The following is a 19798-nucleotide window of genomic DNA, read 5'->3' on the forward strand; positions in this document are numbered from 1 at the left end:
TACTCGCTACGCTTCCGGCATGGGACGACCGAGGGGTTTCGACGAGGATCAGGCGGTCGCGCAGGCGGCCGTCGTGTTCGCGCGGCACGGATACGAGGGCACGTCCGTCGACGACCTCGTGGGCCGGCTGGGCGTGCACCGGGGCAGCCTGTACAAGGTGTTCGGCAGCAAGCGCGGCCTGTACCTGGCCGCACTGCGGCGCCACCTCGACGACGAGGTGCTGCCGTGCGCCGCCGCACTCGCCGGCTCCGCCGACCTGGCCACGGCCCTCGCGGCCGCCGCGGGCGGCTTCGACGGCGGTCCGGCCGCCGGTCTGCTCACGCTGGCCGCAGCCGAACAGGCGCCGCACGACTCCGACGTGGCCGCGCTGGTGGCGGAGGCGTGCGACGCGCTGGACCGGGCCCTCGGGGACGTGCTCGCGCGGTCGGGCGAGGAGTCCCCCGCAGCCGCCGCCCTCGCGCCCGCTCTGGGCGCGACTGTCCTGGGCCTGCGCTTGCGCGGCCGTACCACAACACCGGACGCCCGTCCGGTGCTCGCACTCGCAAGCCGGGTTCAGCCCGTCCGAGGAGGATGAAGATGGCGAAGGTCACCGTGGAGAACCGCTCCCTCGTGGTGGAGGTGGAGGGCTTCGACCGGCTGTGGGCCCTCAGGAGCCGGCTCGACATCCCGCTCGACCACGTGCGCGGGGCGACCCACGACCCCGGTATCGCCCGGGAGCCGAAGGGGATCCGCACCGGCGGGACGCACCTGCCCGGCGTCATCACCGCAGGCAGTTTCCGCCAGGACGGCGAACGCGTCTTCTGGGACGTCAAGAACCCGGCCGGAGCCGTCGTCATAGAGCTGGCGGACGAACGCTACGCACGGCTCGTGGTGGAGGTGGACGACCCGCGCGCGGTGGTGGCTTCCATCGAGCGGGCCCTGGCGCCCCGCTGAGCCGCCGGCCGCCCCGCCCCACCGCATCGGCAACCCCGCCCGTCCCCCGGCCACCCCGCCCGCCGCATCGGCAGCCCCGCCGAGCCGCCGGCCGCTCCCCCGCCCGTCACACCGCCGCTTGAACCGACACCGCCGGCCAACCGTACTCACCACGGCGGCCCGGGCCTGCGGGTCCGGCCCGCCGTGCCATCAGGTCACGTACGGGAGAGGACCCTCCAGGTGTCGATCCGCACCACCGCACAGCCGTCCCGAGCCGCCGCCCCGCCCCCGGAGGAGGACCGGCCACCGGGCGGCGGCGCCTCCGGATCCGGCGGTGCGCCGGACGGGCCACGCCGCCCCGGGTGGCGGCGCACGGGGCGGTCGGGCCGGGGGCGGGTGCGCCACGGGCTGGCCGCCGCGCTGGTGCTCGGCGCCCTGCTGCTGCCGGACGATCCCGCCCGCCTGTCCCCCGGCGCGTTCACCCGGATACCGGTGGAGGCGATATGCGGCGTGGCGCTGCTGCTCGTGCTGCGGGCGGGGGCCCGGCGGACGGCGGCGGCCCTCGCCGGCGTGCTCCTCGGGCTGCTGACGGTGCTGAAGTTCCTCGACATGGGCTTCCGCTCCGTGTTCGCCCGGCCGTTCGACCTGGTGCTCGACTGGGTGCTGTTCGACGACGCCGAGGCGTTCCTCGGCGACTCCGTGGGCCGCGCGGGTGCGGTCGGTGTGGTGGCGGGGGTGGTCCTCCTGGCCGTCGCGATGCTCGTGCTGATGGCGCTGTCGGTCGTCCGGCTGAGCCGGCTGGTCGTCCGGCACAGCGCCGCGGCGACCCGCGCCACGCTCGCCGCCGGGACCGCATGGGTGCTGTGCGCCGCCCTCGGTGTGCAGATCGCGGGCACGGAAGTGGCGTCCAGCGACACCGCCGGACTCGTGCAGAGCCGTGCGCGCCAGGTGCGAGCGGGCATCGCGGACCGGAAGGCGTTCGCCGAGGAGTCCGCGGTGGACGCCTTCCGCAGCGTCCCGGCCGACCGGCTGCTGACCGGGCTGCGCGGCAAGGACGTGCTGTTCGTCTTCATCGAGAGCTACGGCCGCAACGCGATCCAGGACCCGGACACCGCCCCGCAGGTCGGGGCCGTCCTCGCCAACGGGTCCCGCCGGCTGCGCGCGGCCGGGTTCTCCTCCCGCAGCGCGTTCCTCTCCTCGCCCACGACCGGCGGTGGCAGCTGGCTGGCCCACTCCACCTTCGCGTCCGGGCTGTGGATCCACAACCAGCGGCGCTACCGCGACCTGACCTCCAGTGACCGCCTCACCCTCACCAGCGCGTTCCGGCGCACGGGCGCCTGGCGGACGGTCGGCATCATGCCCGGCGTGACCCGCGCCTGGCCCGAGGGGCGCTTCTACGGCCTGGACCACGTCCACGACTCCCGCGAACTGGGCTACCGTGGGCCGAAGTTCAGCTGGTCACCGGTGCCCGACCAGTTCGCCCTGGCGGCGTTCCGGCGCCTGGAGCACGGCAGGCCGGGCCGGCCGCCGCTCATGGCGGAGATCATCCTCACCTCCAGCCACAACCCCTGGGCGCCCGTCCCCCGGCTGATGGGCTGGGACGACCTGGGTGACGGTTCTGTCTACGACGCCGTCGAGGCGGCGGGGAAGGACCCCGCGGACGTGTGGCGGGACCCGGACCTGGTGCGCGCCGAGTACGGCCGCTCCGTCGAGTACTCGCTGAACAGCCTCATCTCGTACGTGACGGAGTACGGGGACGACGACACCGTGCTGGTCTTCCTGGGAGACCACCAGCCCGTCCCGGCCGTCACCCGGGACCGCTACGGCCGGGACGTGCCCGTCTCGATCGTCGCCCGGGACCCCGCCGTTCTCGACCGGGTGTCCGGGTGGGGCTGGCAGGAGGGCCTCAAGCCGGGGCCGGACGCCCCGGTGTGGCGGATGGACGCCTTCCGCGACCGCTTCCTCACGGCGTACGGGCCGTGACGGGGCCGCGGGTGCCGGGAGGCGGCCGCGGCGGCGGTCATACGCTCTCGCGCGCCGCCTCCCGCACCGGCGCGGCGCCGCGGGACACCCGGAGGCACCAGAGCCACCGGATGTCACGGCCGAACGACCAGACCAGCAGCGCGAGCGCCACCACGACCACCGCGTACGCCGCGGCGGCCGGGAGGACACCGGCCCCGGCCACCAGGAGGACGACGCCCTGCACCGCGGCCACGGTCTTGCGGGCCGTGCTCGGCGGCAGGGGTCCGTTCAGCCACGGCAGCACCCGGGCCGCCGCGACGAAGACGTACCGCATGGCGCCGATCGCGAGCACCCACACGCCCAGTGACCTCGCGACCTGGACGCTCAGCACCAGGATGAGGAAGGCGTCCACCTCCATGTCGAAGCGGGCGCCCAGGGCGGTCGCCGTCCCGGTGCGCCGGGCGACCCGCCCGTCGACGGCGTCGAGGGCCAGCGCCACCGCGGTGAGCGCGGCGAGGGCGACAACCGGCGGACGGCCGGTGAAGAGTTCGGCGACCAGCGCCGTGACACCGCCGACGAGCGTCGTCCGGGTCAGGGTGACGCCGTTGGCGGGGCCGAAGGGCATGTGCCGGGGCCACGACCTGCGCAGGGCGCGGGTGAGCACGGCCCAGGTGGCGAGCGTGAACACCAGCCCCGTCAGCCACCCCGCCGGCCCCAGTCCCGTCAGCGTGCCCAGCAGGGCCAGCAGGACGAGTTGCGCGGCTGCCCCGAGGGCAGGTTCGACACGCAGCGGACGTGCATCGGACATGTCGCCCACCAACACGGGGCACCCCTCCGGACCTGTGACAGAGTCGATGGCCGCCGCGTACCGTGTGCGCGGCTTCGTCATCCTCACAACGTGCTCCACCACCTCAGCGTTCAACAGGAGAACCGATGCAGCGCACCGCGCGCGCCTTCTGGCTGCGCTCCCCCGGCCACGGCGAGATACGCGACGTCCCGCTGCCGGAGCCGGCCGCCGGGGACGTCCTGGTCCGCACCCTGTTCTCGGGGGTGAGCCGGGGCACGGAAAGCCTCGTCTTCCGCGGCGGCGTACCGGAGAGCCAGCGCACCGCGATGCGGGCGCCGTTCCAGGAGGGCGACTTCCCCGGCCCGGTGAAGTACGGCTACCTCAATGTCGGTCTGGTCGAGGAGGGGCCGCGGGAGCTGGTCGGCCGCACCGTCTTCTGCCTGTACCCCCACCAGACCCGGTACGTCGTCGAGGCCGGGGCCGTGACACCGGTGCCGGACTCCGTGCCCGCCGGGCGTGCGGTGCTGGCCGGGACGGTGGAGACGGCGGTGAACGCCCTGTGGGACGCCGCGCCGCTGGTGGGTGACCGGATCGCCGTCGTCGGGGCCGGGATGATCGGCTGCTCCGTCGCCGCCCTGCTCGCCCGGTATCCCGGCGTCCGCGTCCAGCTCGTCGACGCCGACCCGGCGCGTGCCGCCGTCGCCGCCGCCCTGGGTGTCGACTTCGCGCTGCCGGGGGACGCGCTGGACGGCTGCGACCTCGCCGTGCACGCGAGTGCCACGGAGGCGGGCCTCACCCGTGCGCTGGAGCTGCTCGCTCCCGAGGGGACGGTCCTGGAGCTGAGCTGGTACGGCGACCGGCGCGTCAGCCTGCCGCTCGGCGAGGCGTTCCACTCCGGCCGTCTGGTGCTGCGCGGCAGCCAGGTGGGACGGGTGTCCCCGGCCCGCCGGGCGCACCGCACCTTCGCCGACCGGCTGGCGCTCGCGCTCGACCTGCTCGCGGACCCCGCCTTCGACGCGCTCATCAGCGGCGAGTTCGCCTTCGAGGAACTGCCGTCCGCCCTGGCGGGGATCGCCGGCGGCAGTCTGCCGGGGCTGTGCCACCGGGTCAGGTACGACACGGACGGCGCCGGCGGCGCGTGCTGAACGCGCGGGGCGCCGCGACCGTACTCACATCGCAGGGGCCGCAGGCAGCGGCCCGGTTCCGACCGGGAGGTCAACGCCGTTGTTCAGTGTCACCGTCCGTGAGCACCTCATGATCGCCCACAGTTTCCGCGGCGAGGTCTTCGGACCCGCGCAGCGCCTCCACGGAGCGACGTACCTCGTGGACGCCACCTTCCGCCGCACCGGGCTGGACTCCGACAACATCGTGGTCGACATCGGGCTCGCCACCAAGGAACTGGGGGCGGTGGTCGCCGAGTTCAACTACCGCAACCTCGACGAGGAAGCCGAGTTCACCGGCGTCAACACCTCGACGGAGTACCTGGCGAAGGTCATCGCCGACCGCCTGGCCGACCGGGTGCACGCCGGGGCGCTGGGCGAGGGCGCCAAGGGGCTGGCCGGCATCGTGGTCACCCTGCACGAGTCCCACATCGCGTGGGCGAGTTACGAGCGGGCCCTGTGAACGGCCCGGCGTCGCCCGGCGCTTCAGCGGCTGCGTCACGCGGCGATTCCTCCGCCGTATCGCCCGGCGCTTCAGCGGCCGCGTCACCCGGCCGATCCTCCGCCGCGCCGCCCGGCGCCGGCGCATCGCCCGGTGGTTCCTCCGGTGCGTCGCCCGGCGCTCCGTCCGCCTCCCCTCCGGCCGCGGCCTCCTCCGCCTCCCCGTCGGCCTCCTCGCTGTCGCCCTCCTCATCGACCGCCTCTTCATCGACCGCCTCTTCGGGTCCGTCGTCCGCCGCCTCGCCCCCTCCGCCGCCCGCCGCCTCCTCGTCCGCCGCTCCGTCCGCAGCGCCGCGGCACGCGCGTGCGGTCCGCGTGGTGATGCCCGGGGGGGTCGACGACCCGGCGGCGCCGAGCGGCGGCAACACCTACGACCGCAGGGTGTGCCGCGACCTGCCCGCCGTCGGGTGGCAGGTGCACGAGCACGTCGTCTCGGGTGACTGGCCCTCCCCCGCGCCGGCCGCCCGCGCGGAACTGGCGCGGCTGCTGCGGGAGTCGTCGGACGGCACGCTGTTCCTCCTCGACGGGCTCGTCGCCTGCGCCGCGCCCGACGTCGTCGTGCCCGAGGCGGAGCGGCTGCGCATGGCGGTGCTGGTGCACCTGCCGCTGGGCGACGAGACGGGACTCGCTCCGGAGATCGCGGCGGCACGGGACGCCGGGGAGCGCCGGACGCTGCACGCCGTGGCGGCGGTCGTCGCCACCAGCCACTGGGCCGCCGAACGGCTGGTGGACCACCACGGCCTGCCCTCCGAGCGGGTCCATGTCGCCGCCCCCGGCGCCGACGTCGCCCCCCTGGCACCGGGCAGCGCACCCGGCAGTCCGCCCGCCACGGGCCCCGGTCCCGCCTGCGGCACCGGCAGCGCGCCCCGGCTGCTGTGCGTCGCCTCGGTCACCCCGCGCAAGGGCCAGGCGGAGCTGGTCGAGGCGCTCGCGGCCGTCACCGACCTGCCGTGGAGCTGCGTCTGCGTGGGGGGCCTGGAGCAGGACCCCGACTACGTCGACATGGTGCGCAAGCGGATCGCCCGGCACGGTCTCGACGACCGCGTGCAGCTGACCGGCCCGCGCAGCGGGCCGATGCTGAACGCCAGTTACGCGGGCGCCGACCTCCTGGTGCTCGCCTCCCGTGCCGAGACGTACGGCATGGTCGTGACGGAAGCGCTGGCGCGCGGGGTCCCGGTGCTGGCGACGTCCGTCGGCGGGGTCCCGGAAGCGGTGGGGCGTGCGCCCGACGGCGGCGTGCCCGGCGTCCTCGTACCCCCGGACGACCCGGAGGCGCTCGCGGCGGCACTGCGGCGATGGCTGGGCGAACCCGCCGAGCGGCACCGCGCGAAGGTGGCCGCGCGCCGGCGGCGCACCGCGCTCGCCGGCTGGGAGACGACCGCCCGCAGTCTGGCCAAGGTGCTGGAGCAGCTCCGGTACGACACCCAGGAGGCCGCGTGACCACGCCCGCCGGAACCCGGTACGCCCCGCAGTGGCTGGCCTTGCGGGAGGAAGCCGATGCCGCCGCGCGGGCGGTCGCCCTCCTCGGACCGCTGCGGCACCTGCCGCGACAGGAGACCGGGCTGGTCATCCGTGACCTGGGCTGCGGCACCGGCTCCATGGGACGGTGGCTCGCACCGCGGCTGGCGGGCGCGCAGCACTGGATCCTGCACGACCACGACCCCGATCTGCTCGCCCTGGCCGCCACCCGGATGCCGCGCAGGGGCGCGGACGGCGGCCGCGTCACCGTGGAGACGCGGTGCGGCGACCTGGCCGGGCTGACCGCGGCCGAACTGTCCGCGACACGAACCGACCTGGTGACGGCCTCCGCCCTGCTGGATCTGCTGACGCGCGAGGAGGTGGAGCGGCTGGCGGCGGCCTGCGCGGGGGCCGGCTGCCCCGCGCTGCTGGCGCTCTCGGTCGTCGGGCGGGTCGAGCTGACGCCGGCCGATCCGCTGGACGCCGCGATCGGCAGCGCGTTCAACGACCACCAGCGCCGCCTGGAGCGCGGCCGGCGGCTCCTCGGGCCCGACGCCGTCGCGGCGGCCCGCGAGATCTTCACCCGCCACGGCATGGCGGTGCGGGTGCAGCCCAGTCCGTGGCGTCTCGGTCCGGGTTTCCGCGGTGGCGCCGACACGGCCCTGACGGCGCAGTGGCTGCGGGGCTGGGTCGGTGCGGCCCGGGAGCAGCGGCCGGACCTCGCACCGCGGGCCACCGCGTATCTGCGGCGGCGCCTGGACGCCTGCGAGGCCGGTGAGCTCCGTGTGGTGGTGCACCACAGTGACCTGCTGGCCCTGCCCGGGCCGCCGGCCGCCGCCGCATGAGCGCCCGGGCGGTGCGGGCGCGGCTCGGCGTGCCGGCGGGAGCGGCGATCCTCCTGCTGGTCGTGTGGTGGCACGGTGCGGGTGCCGTGGTGGCCGGGCTGCGGGCGCTCGACGGCGTCACGCTGCTGGCCGCGGTCGGGCTGGGGCTGTGCACGACCGTGCTGAGTGCCTGGCGCTGGTGCCTCGTGGCCCGCGCCCTGGGCGTGCGGCTGCCGCTCGGGCGGGCCGTCGCCGACTACTACCGTTCCCTCTTCCTCAACGCGGCACTGCCGGGCGGTGTCCTCGGTGACGTGCACCGCGCGGTACGGCACGGGCGGAGCGCCGGGGACGTCGGCCGGGCGGTGCGGGCGGTCGTCGTCGAGCGGGCGGCGGGCCAGGTGGTGCTCGTCGCGGCCGGTGCGGTGCTGCTGGTCGTACAGCCCTCCCCGGTGCGGGGGGCGCTGGCCCGCGCCGTACGGGACGCCGCCTCGGCGCCGTGGCTGGGGGCGGGCGCGGTGACCGTGGCGGCCGTGCTCGCCGCGCTGGGCCGGGTGACGGTGGTACGGCGCCGGCGGGCCGGCGCGGAGCCGGGGCAGGAGCCGGAGACGGCGGTGTGGCCGGGCGGGTGGCGGGGGCGCCGCGGGGCCGGTGCGGAGCGGACCGGGGCACGCCTCGGCCTGCTCCGCACCGGCGTCCGGCCGGGTGTCCTGCTGGCGTCCCTCGCGGTGCTCACGGGGTACCTCGCCATGTTCCTCCTCGCCGCCCGCGCCGCGGGGTCGGCGGCGCCGGCGGCCGAGTTGCTGCCGCTGATGGTGCTGGCCCTGCTTGCCATGGCCCTGCCGCTGAACGTCGGCGGCTGGGGCCCCCGGGAGGGGGTCACCGCGTGGGCCTTCGCGGGTGCGGGCATGGGCGCGGCGCAGGGACTGACCGTCGCGGTGGTGTACGGGCTACTGAGCTTCGCCGCCGCGCTGCCCGGTGCCGGGGTGCTCCTCGCCCAGTGGCTCGCCGGGGCGCGGTGTGCCCAGGTCGAGTTCGAAGAGGGTGTCCTCGCCGAGCCGGGTGCGGCGCGTGGGTGGGCGCAGCGCGTCGCGCATCAGCTCCGGTCCCGGAAAGCCGAGCCCGCGGACGCCGTCACCGAGGAGGACGGGTGCGACGGTGAGGTAGAGCCGGTGCAGCGCGCGTTCGTGGAGGAAGCGCGACACGGTGACCCCGCCGCCCTCGACGAGGACGCGGCCGAGGCCGCGCCGCGCGAGTTCCCGTACCAGGCGGCGCGGGGTGAACGCCTCGCGGTCGGGCAGGACGACGACGTCCGCACCGTGCGGCCGTCCGGCGGTGCGCCGTGCGGGCTCGGCGCCCGCACCCACCAGCCAGAGGGTCCGCGCGGCCCCGTCGTGGAAGAGTCCGTGCCGCAGCGGCACCCGGCCGTGCGGGTCGATGACGACGCGGACCGGGTTGTCGCCGGTGCAGGCGCGCACGGTGAGGCGGGGATCGTCCGCCACGGCGGTGCCGGCTCCGACGACGACCGCGTCGGCGAGGGCACGCAGGTGGTGCAGGTGCTCCCGGTCCTCCTCGCCGGTGACGTAGTCGGCGTCGCCGGTGCGACTGGCGATGAACCCGTCGAGGCTCTGGCCGAGTTGGGCGAAGGTCACGTGGGGCCCCGCCAGGCACAGAGGGAGGTAGCGGTCGGCCAGGGCGTCCGCCTCGGGGGTGCCGTGCCGCCAGCGGGCCCGGCCGTCCGCGGCGCGGACCAGTCCGGCGGCCTCGGCGTCGCCCTCGGAGCGGATGCCGCGCAGCCGCTCCCACGCTTCGTCCGCGTCGACGACGGCGGCGTCGGTACGCGCCGCGGGGGCGGTCATCGGGTCCTCCGACCCGTGTCCGCCGGGGCGAGGAGGGAGTGGTACTCCGCGAAGGAGTCGACCAGCGAGGCCAGCAATTCCCTGCCCTTCTGGGCCGATGCCCGGGACGGGCGCCCGATCACACCGGATTCCGTGTAGGCCCGCATGCCGAGGGAAAGCAGATGCTTCCGGTCGTCGGCCAGGAAATCGGAGGTCTCATAACCGGGCCGCACCAATTCTGGATGGTCGTGCAGCAGTATGGAGGTTTCCACTTCACCGGCGTGCATATCGCTGTACGAAGAGGTCTCCACACCTGCTCGCTCACGCGCCGACGCCCAATCGGAAGAGCCGGGGAACAATGCCATGCGCATATCCGTACCGGCGGATTCCTGGACGATGTTGCGCACGATGTAGTTACCGCCGTGTCCATTGACCAGGACCAGTTTCCGCACGCCTGAGGCACGCAGCGAAACGGCGATGTCCCGTACCACCGCGTACAGGGTCGCGGCGGAGATACTGACCGTCCCCGGCCAGTCGGCATGCTCGTGCGAGCAGGAGATCGTCACAGGTGGGAGCAGGTGCACCGGGTAGGCGGCGGCTATCCTGCGGGCGATGGCGCAGGCGACGACGGTATCGGTCATCAAAGGGAGGAACGGGCCGTGCTGTTCGAAGCTCCCGATGGGCAGCACGGCGATCTCCGCCCGCGCGGCCCTGACGTCCTCCGTGGTGGTGTCCAGCGCGAGCGTGCCGGTTCCGGCTGTGTGCGGCTCGGCCACATTCATACACCGCGCCCCTTTCTTTCGAGAGCAGAACATCTCGTCAATTCCTTGCTTCCGGCGCGAGGTTACCCGATAGGATCCCGCCATGATAGATATCGATGGCACTTCACGGACAGCCACACGGTCATCGGGCGTCGAGCACGTGGTGAATGTACAACTGTCGACCGAGTACGGCGAATTCCTCGCCGTCGGTTACCTGGACACCGACCGCGGTGATGAGCACATGGCCCTGGTGTACGGCGATGTCCGGGCCGGGGACGACGTTCTGACCCGCGTGCATTCCGAGTGCCTGACGGGTGACGCCTTCGGGTCCCGGCACTGCGAGTGCGGCGAGCAGCTCTCCGCGGCCCTGCGCGTCGTCGCCGGCGAGGGGCGGGGCGTGCTGGTCTACCTCAGGGGCCACGAGGGGCGCGGCATCGGCCTGTTGGCGAAGCTGCGGGCGATGAGGCTCCAGGCGGAGGGACTCGACACGGTCGAGGCGAATCTGGCGCTCGGGTACCCGGACGACGCCCGCGAGTACGGGGCGGCGGCGGGGATCCTCGACCACCTCGGGGTGCGGTCCGTACGGCTGCTGTCCAACAACCCGCGCAAGAGCGAGGCGTTGGAGCAGCACGGGATCCGGGTCAGCGCCCGGGTGCCGTTGCTGATCCCGCCGCGTGAGGAGAACCTCTCCTACCTGTGGACCAAGCGCGAGCGCATGGGCCACCTCCTTCCGCACCTGGGCGGTCTGCCCGGGGCCTGAAGGAGTGCGGTACCGCGGCCCGATGAGACAAGCCGGGCCGCCCTGCGTACTCCCTGGCGACCAACCACCGGGCGGTCTCGGCCCCCGGCACCACCACGGGGGCACGCGTCCGTGCACCGGCCGTGGAAGTCCGTTGAGGAGCGCTGCACGTGCACGTTGACGAGAACGAACCGCTGACCGAGCCCCTGCGAGTGCCCGGCACGGGGTCCGGTCCGGAGCAGTCGATCATGGAGTCCTTCCAGCGGGTGCTCGACGCCCTGGACGCCGCGCGGGCCGAACTGCGGCAGACCGGTCCCGGGCTGCACGGGAGCGGCGAGGAGCCGGGCCGGTCCGCCGGGCCCGCCGTCCGGGGCGGCCCGGTGGCGCGGGAGGCGCCCCCGAAGGTGGGAGGCGGCCCGCCGGAGGACAGCGGGCCCGGCGGCCCACGAACGGGCGTGCCGACTCCGGTCCTGGTGGAGCCGTTGTGGGCGCGCGGCTCGGGGCCGGCGGGCCACGACACCTCCCGGGCGGACCCGCCGGGGACAGGCCGCCCGACGGCACCACCGCCGTACCCGGCCCACCCGTCACGCCCCCGGTCCTCCGGTGCCGCCCTGCCGCATCCCGAGGACACGGCGTACCCGGACCTGGCGTACCTGGACCTGGTGCATCCGGATCCGGCATACCCGGACCTGGCGTACCCGGAAGGCCTCCCCGGCGCGGTACCGCCGGGCGGGGCAGGTGGTCCGGCCGGCACCGCGCGGCTGCGGCTCATCGCCGGCAAGCGGGCGCGCCTGGCTGGGGCCTGCTCCGTCGGCGCGGTGGGCGGTCTCCTCGTGGCGTCCTCGTTGCTGGCCAACGGCGCCCTGGGTACGGGCCCGTCGGCGCCCTCCCCGCAGCCGGACCGCCCGGCGCCCGGCGCCGACCGGCCGCAGGAGGACACGCGGCACCCGCAGGGCGCGGTCCGGGAGGACGCCGGGCCGCAGCGGCGGACGTACCGGATACCCCGGCTCCGCCCCGGCGGCGAGTTCCCCGGGCGCTACGCCATCGAGGTCCGGGAGGCCGGAGCGAGGTTCCAGGGCCCGGGGTTCACCGCCTAGGGTCTCTCCGTTAGGGGCCGGTCAGGCGCCGACGTAGGCCGCGAGGTGCTCGCCGGTGAGCGTGGAGCGGGCGGCGACGAGGTCGGCGGGCGTTCCCTCGAAGACGATCCGGCCGCCGTCGTGGCCGGCGCCGGGCCCGAGGTCGATGATCCAGTCGGCGTGCGCCATGACCGCCTGGTGGTGCTCGATGACGATCACCGACTTCCCGGAGTCGACGAGCCGGTCGAGCAGGCCGAGCAACTGCTCGACGTCGGCGAGGTGGAGGCCGGTGGTCGGCTCGTCCAGGACGTAGACGCCGCCCTTGTCCCCCATGTGCGTGGCCAGCTTCAGCCGCTGGCGCTCGCCGCCGGACAGCGTGGTGAGCGGCTGGCCGAGGGTGAGGTAGCCGAGCCCGACGTCCGCCATCCGCTGAAGGATCTTGTGGGCGGCCGGGAGGTGCGCCTCGCCGGTGCGGAAGAACTCCTCGGCCTCGGTCACCGGCATCGCCAGCACCTCGCTGATGTCGCGCCCGCCGAGGTGGTATTCCAGCACCGATGCCTGGAACCGCCTGCCCTCGCAGTCCTCGCAGGGGGTGTCCACGCCGGCCATCACGCCCAGGTCGACGTAGAGGACACCGGCGCCGTTGCAGGTCGGGCAGGCGCCCTCGGAGTTGGCGCTGAACAGCGCCGGCTTCACTCCGTTGGCCTTGGCGAACGCCTTGCGGATCGGGTCGAGCAGCCCGGTGTACGTCGCGGGGTTGCTGCGGCGCGAGCCGCGGATCGGCGACTGGTCCACCGAGATGACGCCCTCGGAGCCCGGGATGGAGCCGTGGATGAGCGAGCTCTTGCCGGACCCTGCGACACCGGTCACGACGCAGAGCACGCCGAGCGGGATGTCGACGTCCACGTTTTGCAGGTTGTTCGCCGTCGCGCCGCGGATCTCCAGCGCGCCGGTGGCCTTGCGCACGGTCTCCTTGAGCCCCGCGCGGTCGTCGAGGTGGCGGCCGGTGACGGTGTCGCTCGCCCGCAGACCCTCGACGGTGCCTTCGAAGCAGACGGTGCCGCCCTCCGTGCCGGCACCGGGGCCGAGGTCGACGACGTGGTCGGCGATGGCGATCGTCTCCGGCTTGTGCTCCACCACGAGCACCGTGTTGCCCTTGTCCCGCAGCCGCAGCAGCAGGTCGTTCATCCGCTGGATGTCGTGCGGGTGGAGACCGATGGTGGGCTCGTCGAAGACGTACGTGACGTCCGTGAGCGAGGAGCCGAGGTGGCGGATCATCTTGACGCGCTGCGCCTCGCCGCCGGACAGGGAGCCTGCGGGCCGGTCGAGCGAGAGGTAGCCGAGGCCGATCTCCGTGAAGGAGTCGAGGGTGTGCTGCAGGGCGGTGAGCAGCGGTGCCACCGACGGTTCGTCGAGGCCGCGGACCCATGCGGCGAGGTCGCGGATCTCCATCGCGCAGGCGTCGGCGATGCTGATGCCGCTGATCTTCGAGGAGCGGGCGCCCTCGCTGAGGCGGGTGCCGTCGCACTCGGGGCAGGTCGTGAAGGTGACCGCGCGCTCCACGAAGGCGCGGATGTGGGGCTGCATCGCCTCCTTGTCCTTGGACAGGAACGACTTCTGGATCTTGGGGATCAGGCCTTCGTAGGTGAGGTTGACCCCCTTGACCTTGACCTTGGTCGGCTCCCGGTAGAGGAAGTCGTGCATCTCCTTCTTGGTGAACCGGCGGATCGGCTTGTGCGGGTCGAGGAAGCCCGACTCGGCGTAGACGCCCACGGTCCACACGTTGTCCGACTTCCAGCCGGGGATGGTGAACGCGCCCTCGGCGATCGACTTGGAGTCGTCGTAGAGCTGGGTGAGGTCGATGTCGGAGACCTTGCCGCGGCCCTCGCAGCGGTTGCACATGCCGCCGGTGCGCTCGAAGGTCGCCTTCTCGGCCTTGGTCTTCGCGCCGCGTTCGACGGTGATCGCGCCGCTCGCCCTGACGGAGGCGGTGTTGAAGGAGTACGCGCTGGGCGGGCCGATGTGCGGTGTGCCGAGTCGGCTGAAGAGGATGCGCAGCATGGCGTTCGTGTCGGTGGCGGTGCCCACCGTGGAGCGGGGGTCCCCGCCCATGCGCTGCTGGTCGACGGTGATCGCGGTGGTCAGTCCGTCGAGGACGTCGACCTCGGGGCGGGCCAGGTTGGGCATGAAGCCCTGGAGGAAGGCGCTGTAGGTCTCGTTGATCAGCCGCTGGGATTCGGCGGCGATGGTGTCGAACACCAGGGAGCTCTTGCCCGAGCCGGAGACGCCCGTGAAGACCGTGAGCCGCCGCTTGGGGAGCTCGATGCTGACGTCCTTGAGGTTGTTCTCGCGTGCGCCGTGAACGCGGATCAGATCGTGGCTGTCGGCCTGGTGCGGCAGTGCGGGCGACTGCTCGTCCGTCCTCGTGCGCGTGCTCATCGTGTCTCCATGGTGTCGAGCGGGACCGACGGTGCGGTCCTGTGCCGGCGTCGCCCGGTGGTCCGGCCGGTCGAGCGGTCCACCGGGCTGTCGGGTTGTCAGATAATCGGGCTGTCAGCTTGATATCAGGTTCGTTCGGGGAACGTTCGTGATTTCGCGGGTTGTTCGCGCGGAGCGCCGGTCCTCCGGCCGGCCGGGACCCCGGCTCACTGGGACCGGGCGAAGCGCACCATGTTGCCGGAGGGGTCGCGGAACGCGCAGTCACGGACGCCGTACGGCTGGTCGATCGGCTCCTGGAGCACCTCGCCGCCCGCGGCGCGGATGCGCTCGAAGGTGGCGTCGACGTCGTCGGTGCGGAAGATGACCCCGCGCAGCAGGCCCTTGGCGAGCAGCTCCGCCATGGCCTGCCGGTCGGCGGGCGAGGCGTTCGGGTCCGCGAGGGGCGGTTCGAGGACGATGTCGACACCGGGCTGCGACGGCGAGCCGACGGTCACCCAGCGCATTCCCTCGAAGCCGACGTCGTTGCGCACCTCCAGGCCGAGGGCGTCGCGGTAGAAGGCGAGCGCCTCGTCGTGGTCGTCGACGGCGATGAAGCACTGCGAAAGCGTGATGTCCATGCGCTTCACGCTACGGGCGGGGGGATCGCTGCGCTTCTCCATTCCTGACCGGTCGCGTGTGGATCTTCGCGAGGCAGGCGGGGACGGCCGCGCCCTCGTCGTCGGGGCCGGCCCGGTAGGCGCTCGGGGTCCGGCCGACGAGCTCGGTGAACCGTGAGCTGAACGACCCCAGCGAGGTGCAGCCGACAGCGAAGCACACCTCCGTCACGGTCAGGTCGCCCCGCCGCAGCAGCGCCTTGGCCCGCTCGATCCGGCGCGTCATCAGGTAGCTGTACGGGGTCTCGCCGAAGGCGGCGCGGAAACTGCGGGAGAAGTGGCCCGGTGACATGTGGGCGCTGCGCGCCAGCGCCGGGACGTCGAGCGGCTCCGCGTAGGCGCGGTCCATCAGGTCACGGGCCCGGCGCAGCCGGACGAGGTCCTCCAGCGTCATACGACCACCCTCCCACAGGCCGGGGAGCTGCCGGGCGGCAGGTCGTGCTCGGCCCAGACGACCTTGCCGGTGGAGGTGCGGCAGGAGCCCCAGCGGCGGCAGAGCATGTTGACCAGTTGCAGGCCGCGCCCGCCCTCCGCGCTCAGCGGCGCGTGCTGGATCTGCGGCAGGTCGGGGCCCGTGTCGGTGACCTCCAGCGCCAGCCGGTCGTGGAGGACCAGGCGGAGCCGGCCGGGGCCGTTGCCGTGGCGCAGGGCGTTGCCGACGAGTTCGCTGGTGACCAGTTCGACGGCGTCGGCCAGCTCCGCCAGGCCCCACCGGTCGAGCTGTTCGCGGACGTGCCGGCGGGCGATGCCGGCGGAGGTGCCGTCGGCGGGCAGCTCCCAGGACCCGAACGCGAAGCCGGCGGCGCCGTGGGGCGGGCGGGCGCCGGCGACCATCACCGTTTCGTCGAACCGGTCCGTGCCGCCCGGGCCGGCGGCGGCCACGGCGGCGGCGTCGCGCCGTCCCGGTGCCGACGCGGCCACGGTGTCCCTCAGCCGCCCGAGCTGGGTGTCGATGTCGTCCGTGCGCGTCTTGAGCAGACCGTCGGTGAACAGGAAGAGGGTGCTGTCGGCCGGGGCGGTCACGTGCACCGGGTCGTACGGGATGACCCCGGCGCCCAGGGGCGCTCCCTGCGGCAGCTCGACGTAGGAGGCTGTGCCGTCGGCGCCGAGCAACAGCGGGGGCGGGTTGCCCGCCGAGGCGAGCGTGCAGCTGCCGTCGACGGGGTCGTACACGCAGATGAGACAGGTGGCGACCTGGTCCTCCTCCAGGTCGCGGGCGGCCAGGTCCATCCGGGCGAGGACCCGCTCGGGTGCGATGTCCAGGGTCATGAGCGTACGGGCGACGGTGCGGAGCCTGCCCATGGTCGCGGCGGCCGCCAGCCCGTGGCTCATGACGTCGCCGACGACGAGGGCGGTGCGCCCGCCGGGGAGGGCGACGACGTCGAACCAGTCCCCGCCCACGCCCGCGGGATCCTTGGGCGGGGTGTAGCAGGTGGTGACGGTGAGTCCCGGGGTGGTGGGGGTGACCCGCGGCAGCAAGGTCCGCTGGAGGGTGAGGACCGTCTCGCGCTCGCGGCCGTAGAGGCGGGCGTTGTCGACGAAGACGGCCGCCTCCGCCGCGAGCTGGGTGGCGAGGGCCAGGTCGGCCCGGGTGAAGCCGGGCCGGTGGCCGGCCCGGACGAAGTCGGCGATGCCCAGGAGCACCCCGCGGGCGACCAGCGGGACCGCCATGTAGCTGTGCACGCCGGCCTCCTTCAGGAGGCGCGCGGCATGGCGCGTCGGGGCGATCATCTCGTACTGCGCGGCCGCGATCCTCCCGACCAGGACGGGCTGCCGGGTGATGAGGCACCTGTTGGGCAGGGTGGCGCCGGGGTGGACCGAGATGTCGCCCACCGGATCGGGTTCGAGGTCCCGGAGCGCGTCGATGCACGCGACCGCCATGGCGCGGGTGACCGGCCGCCCCGGGCCTCGCCAGCGGTCGACCTCCTCGCCGCGCAGCACGGATTCCAGCAGGTCGACGGCGGCACCGTCGGCGAGCCTCGGTACGGCGAACTCCGCGAGCTCGCGGGCGGTGGTGGCCAGGTCCAGCGTGGTGCCGATGTGCGTCCCGGCCTCGTGCAGCCAGGTCAGCCGGCGGTGGGCGGCGAGCCAGTCCGTCACGGCCTCCCTGGACCGCCGCCACTGCCCGGCCACCATCGACCGCGCCCCGGCGGAGCCGCGCCGGATCGGTGATCGTCGTCCGAGGGTCATCCGTTCCACCTCCGGCCCGCGGTCGGCGTTCATGGACGGCGATGTTGCGCAGGCCCCATCTTCTCCCCATCGGCGTCCGGTGCGCCTCCCGAACGGCGCCACCGCCGCGGCGGGCGTCGCGGCGGTGGACCGTGACGCCCCGGAAGCCCCGGTGCCGGACCGCCTGCTCGGCAGGGCGTGCACGCGTCCGGTGTCCCGCCGGGGGTGGACCATCGCGAAGGGGATGAAGCGGCCCGGCCGGGCGGCCGCGATGCGGGCCGGCGCGCGGTTGGCGGCCGCGTAGTCGTCGTGGAAGGCGGGCAGCAGCACGGTGCGGCGGATCTCCCCGCGGCCTCCGCGCGCCGGAGGTAGCCGTCGAGGGGTGCCGCGTCCCAGGGGCCGCTCAGGGCGGTGCCGCGACCCGCGTGGCAATGGCAGTCGATGATCCGGGCGCGATCATGGAGCCCAGGGCGCCGCCGACGGCGGGCAGCGCGGCCCTCGCCACGTTCTTCACGATGCCGCCGGCCGACCGGCGAGCGCAGGAGGCCGCGCACTCCGCGCGACACGTTGCGGAACATCCTGCCGAGGAACTGCTCCAGCCCGGCCTCGCTGCCGATCTCCAGCAGCTCGGCGGCCAGTTGCTCCTCCTCGGCCTCGGCTCCGAACTCCGCCTCGGCCTCGGCCTCCGGGTACCCGTGCAGCGCCCCTGCTCCGAACTCGTGGTCCTCTTCGTAGGTTTCGCTCGCGACGAAGGGGGCGAGACCGTACTGCTGCATGCCCGTCAACTCCTCGCCGTCGTGAGCCGACCGTGGTCCGGCGGGCCCTGGAAGGGTCCGGGGCCGTGGCACGAAGCCAGGGCGCGGGGACCGCCGGCAGCGTCGGGGGCGGACTCGGGCATTCCCCTGGGTTCGAGGGCGCACACGCCCGGTCCCCACACGGGCGCACGCCGGGGACCCGCCCCGCGCGCCCCTTCGAGCCGGGGGTGGCGAGGTGCGGGGCGGATGCAGGCAGTGGGTACGGCAGGCGCCGGGGCCGACGCGCTACGCCGCAGCGACGCAGGGCTCCGGCGCTGAAGCGATACGCAGGCGACGCAAGGCGCCGAGGACACGCGGAACGCACGGGCGACGCAGGGCGGCGGGGACACGCGGTGCGCGCACGGCGTGCCGCGTGGGCCGTGGGTTACGAGCGGCGGCGCGGTTTGCCGCGCTTGGCGGCCTTGGGTCCCTTGGCGCCCTTGGCCGCGCCGGAGGAGCCCCGCCGCGGGGCCTTGCCGGTCGACGTGCCGGCGGAGGGCCGGCGCGCGCCGCGGGCGTCCGGGGTCTTGCGCTTCGGCTGCGCATCCGCCGCCTGTGCCGTCACCGTCGCCGGGGGGCGGCCGCGGGAGCTGTTGACGGTGCGGCCGCGGACGATGCCGATGAACTGCTCCACCAGGTCGGTGGTGGCGTCCTCCGGCCACGACAGCACCACGCTCGACCGGGGCGCGTCCGGGACCGGCCGGTATGTGAGGTCCTTGCGGTGATGCAGGCGGGCGAGGGACTGGGGGACCACGAGAACGCCCACCCCGGCCGCGACCAGTTCCACGGCGTCCGCGGTCGTGGCGGGCCGCTCGATCGCGGGGCGTCCGGGGAGCTCTTCCCAGCCGAGGGTGTCGTCGAGGGGGTGGAGCACGATCTCGTCGGCGAGGTCCTCGGTGGAGACCTCGTCGACCGCCGCCACGAGGTGGTCCTTGGGGACGACCACCACGGTCGTCTCGGTGTACAGGGGGATCGCGCTCAGCACCGTCCGGTCGACCGGCAGCCGCACCAGTCCCGCGTCGGCGCCGCGGTCCCGCAGGACGCCGACCGCCTCGGCGGCGGACACGCCGACGAGGGTCAGCGGGACGCCGGGCAGCCGCTCGTTCCAGATCCGCACCCACTTGGTGGGTGTCACTCCCGGGACGTACGCCAGCCGGAACGAAGGGGATGCTTCCGAGCCAGTCACCACCCCAGGCTACCGGTCGTGGTCGGAGGCAGCACACACGCTCGATACCCTTGACACCATGACGTCGCACCAGAACACCCAGACGATGAAGCCCGCGACCGCGGCGAAGAAGCTGGGTGTGTACCTCGAGGCCACCCCCACCGAGTTCCAGGAGGGTGTCGTCTCGCGCACCGAACTGAACGCCTTGCAGGCCGATCCGCCGGAGTGGCTGCAGGAGCTGCGGCGCAACGGCCCGCACCCCCGGCCGGTGGTCGCGGCGAAGCTGGGCATCTCCATCGCGGGCCTCGCCCGGGGCGGCATCACCGAGCCCCTCACCACCGAGCAGATCGAGGCGCTGAAGCGCGAGCTGCCCGAGTGGCTGCAGAAGGAGCGGGCCACGCAGGCCGAGGTCCGCAAGGAAGCGGCGCGGATCAAGGCGCAGAAGGCGGAGAAGGCGGAGCGCGCCGGTCAGGGCGACAGCCCGCGCTCCTGACCGTCCGGGCCGGCCCCGGCCCGGGGGCGGTGCTCCCCCCGGCCGCCTCGTCCGGGGCTTCTCCCCCGCC

Annotated in this window: 18 protein-coding genes and 1 pseudogene; 11 read left to right on the top strand and 8 right to left on the bottom strand. The window is 74.4% G+C overall.

Features of this window, described 5'->3' with window-relative positions:
• Nucleotides 1-19 precede the first annotated feature (19 nt).
• The 3 genes from ACIA79_RS28460 to ACIA79_RS28470 all read left to right on the top strand — a co-directional run bounded on the left by ACIA79_RS28460 (nt 20) and on the right by ACIA79_RS28470 (nt 2895).
• Complete coding sequence (locus ACIA79_RS28460; protein WP_399431224.1) at nt 20-574, top strand: TetR/AcrR family transcriptional regulator; 555 nt, start codon at nt 20-22, stop codon at nt 572-574.
• A gap of 2 nt (nt 575-576) precedes the next feature.
• Nucleotides 577-933: a hypothetical protein gene (locus ACIA79_RS28465; RefSeq protein WP_399431225.1), complete on the top strand. Its 357-nt coding sequence runs from the start codon at nt 577-579 to the stop codon at nt 931-933.
• A 219-nt stretch (nt 934-1152) separates the two neighbouring features.
• Nucleotides 1153-2895 carry a sulfatase gene (locus tag ACIA79_RS28470; protein ID WP_399431226.1) on the top strand — a complete coding sequence of 581 codons (1743 nt, stop codon included), beginning with the start codon at nt 1153-1155 and terminating at the stop codon, nt 2893-2895.
• Between the two features lie 37 nt (nt 2896-2932).
• Here ACIA79_RS28470 and ACIA79_RS28475 read toward each other — a convergent pair whose 3' ends face one another.
• On the bottom strand, nt 2933-3682 hold the full coding sequence (locus tag ACIA79_RS28475) for a CDP-alcohol phosphatidyltransferase family protein (RefSeq protein ID WP_399431227.1): 750 nt from the start codon (nt 3680-3682) through the stop codon (nt 2933-2935).
• Nucleotides 3683-3807: 125 nt separating this feature from the next.
• Here ACIA79_RS28475 and ACIA79_RS28480 point away from each other — a divergent pair, with 125 nt between their 5' ends.
• The 5 genes and pseudogenes from ACIA79_RS28480 to ACIA79_RS28500 form a co-directional block, all read left to right on the top strand.
• Entirely contained in the window at nt 3808-4806 is a 999-nt protein-coding gene (locus ACIA79_RS28480; protein ID WP_399431228.1) for a zinc-binding alcohol dehydrogenase, read from the top strand.
• A 79-nt stretch (nt 4807-4885) separates the two neighbouring features.
• Complete coding sequence (locus tag ACIA79_RS28485) at nt 4886-5284, top strand: 6-pyruvoyl trahydropterin synthase family protein (RefSeq protein ID WP_399431229.1); 399 nt, start codon at nt 4886-4888, stop codon at nt 5282-5284.
• Between the two features lie 359 nt (nt 5285-5643).
• The gene (locus tag ACIA79_RS28490) at nt 5644-6762 is read left to right on the top strand and encodes a glycosyltransferase family 4 protein (RefSeq protein ID WP_399431295.1); all 1119 of its coding nucleotides are present in this window, start codon (nt 5644-5646) and stop codon (nt 6760-6762) included.
• A complete protein-coding gene (locus ACIA79_RS28495) occupies nt 6759-7625 on the top strand; it encodes a class I SAM-dependent methyltransferase (RefSeq protein WP_399431230.1) in 867 nt (288 codons plus the stop codon). The genes ACIA79_RS28490 and ACIA79_RS28495 overlap by 4 nt, the downstream gene beginning before the upstream one ends.
• Nucleotides 7622-8515: pseudogene (locus ACIA79_RS28500) on the top strand (lysylphosphatidylglycerol synthase domain-containing protein); the annotation flags it as partial. The gene ACIA79_RS28495 and the pseudogene ACIA79_RS28500, both read left to right, overlap by 4 nt.
• 36 nt (nt 8516-8551) lie before the next feature.
• On the opposite strand, the gene ACIA79_RS28505 reads toward ACIA79_RS28500, so the two are convergent.
• Together ACIA79_RS28505 and ACIA79_RS28510 are read right to left on the bottom strand one after the other, a co-directional pair.
• On the bottom strand, nt 8552-9460 hold the full coding sequence (locus ACIA79_RS28505) for a RibD family protein (RefSeq protein ID WP_399431296.1): 909 nt from the start codon (nt 9458-9460) through the stop codon (nt 8552-8554).
• The gene (locus ACIA79_RS28510) at nt 9457-10221 is read right to left on the bottom strand and encodes a creatininase family protein (RefSeq protein WP_399431231.1); all 765 of its coding nucleotides are present in this window, start codon (nt 10219-10221) and stop codon (nt 9457-9459) included. The genes ACIA79_RS28505 and ACIA79_RS28510 overlap by 4 nt, the downstream gene beginning before the upstream one ends.
• An 82-nt stretch (nt 10222-10303) precedes the next feature.
• Between ACIA79_RS28510 and ribA the strand changes: the two genes are divergently transcribed.
• Both ribA and ACIA79_RS28520 read left to right on the top strand, forming a co-directional pair.
• The gene (gene ribA / locus ACIA79_RS28515) at nt 10304-10960 is read left to right on the top strand and encodes a GTP cyclohydrolase II (RefSeq protein ID WP_399431232.1); all 657 of its coding nucleotides are present in this window, start codon (nt 10304-10306) and stop codon (nt 10958-10960) included.
• Between the two features lie 149 nt (nt 10961-11109).
• A complete protein-coding gene (locus tag ACIA79_RS28520; protein ID WP_399431233.1) occupies nt 11110-12036 on the top strand; it encodes a hypothetical protein in 927 nt (308 codons plus the stop codon).
• A gap of 21 nt (nt 12037-12057) precedes the next feature.
• On the opposite strand, the gene ACIA79_RS28525 is transcribed toward ACIA79_RS28520, so the two are convergent.
• The 5 genes from ACIA79_RS28525 to ACIA79_RS28545 all read right to left on the bottom strand — a co-directional run bounded on the left by ACIA79_RS28525 (nt 12058) and on the right by ACIA79_RS28545 (nt 19256).
• Complete coding sequence (locus ACIA79_RS28525; protein ID WP_399431234.1) at nt 12058-14454, bottom strand: ATP-binding cassette domain-containing protein; 2397 nt, start codon at nt 14452-14454, stop codon at nt 12058-12060.
• 206 nt (nt 14455-14660) lie between these two features.
• A complete protein-coding gene (locus ACIA79_RS28530) occupies nt 14661-15071 on the bottom strand; it encodes a VOC family protein (protein ID WP_399431235.1) in 411 nt (136 codons plus the stop codon).
• A 10-nt stretch (nt 15072-15081) separates the two neighbouring features.
• Nucleotides 15082-15501, bottom strand: a complete 420-nt coding sequence (locus ACIA79_RS28535; protein WP_399431236.1) for a helix-turn-helix transcriptional regulator — start codon at nt 15499-15501, stop codon at nt 15082-15084.
• Nucleotides 15498-17330, bottom strand: coding sequence for a SpoIIE family protein phosphatase (locus ACIA79_RS28540; RefSeq protein WP_399431237.1), 1833 nt, complete (start codon nt 17328-17330; stop codon nt 15498-15500). Before ACIA79_RS28540 ends, ACIA79_RS28535 begins: the two co-directional genes overlap by 4 nt.
• A 1125-nt stretch (nt 17331-18455) precedes the next feature.
• Nucleotides 18456-19256 carry a LysR substrate-binding domain-containing protein gene (locus ACIA79_RS28545; protein WP_399431238.1) on the bottom strand — a complete coding sequence of 267 codons (801 nt, stop codon included), beginning with the start codon at nt 19254-19256 and terminating at the stop codon, nt 18456-18458.
• Between the two features lie 58 nt (nt 19257-19314).
• Between ACIA79_RS28545 and ACIA79_RS28550 the strand changes: the two genes are divergently transcribed.
• Nucleotides 19315-19728 (top strand): DUF5997 family protein, encoded by a 414-nt coding sequence (locus ACIA79_RS28550; RefSeq protein WP_399431239.1) that lies wholly within the window; start codon nt 19315-19317, stop codon nt 19726-19728.
• Nucleotides 19729-19798: the final 70 nt, after the last annotated feature.

This window comes from Streptomyces sp. NPDC051310 (assembly GCF_044455245.1).
GTDB lineage: Bacteria > Actinomycetota > Actinomycetes > Streptomycetales > Streptomycetaceae > Streptomyces.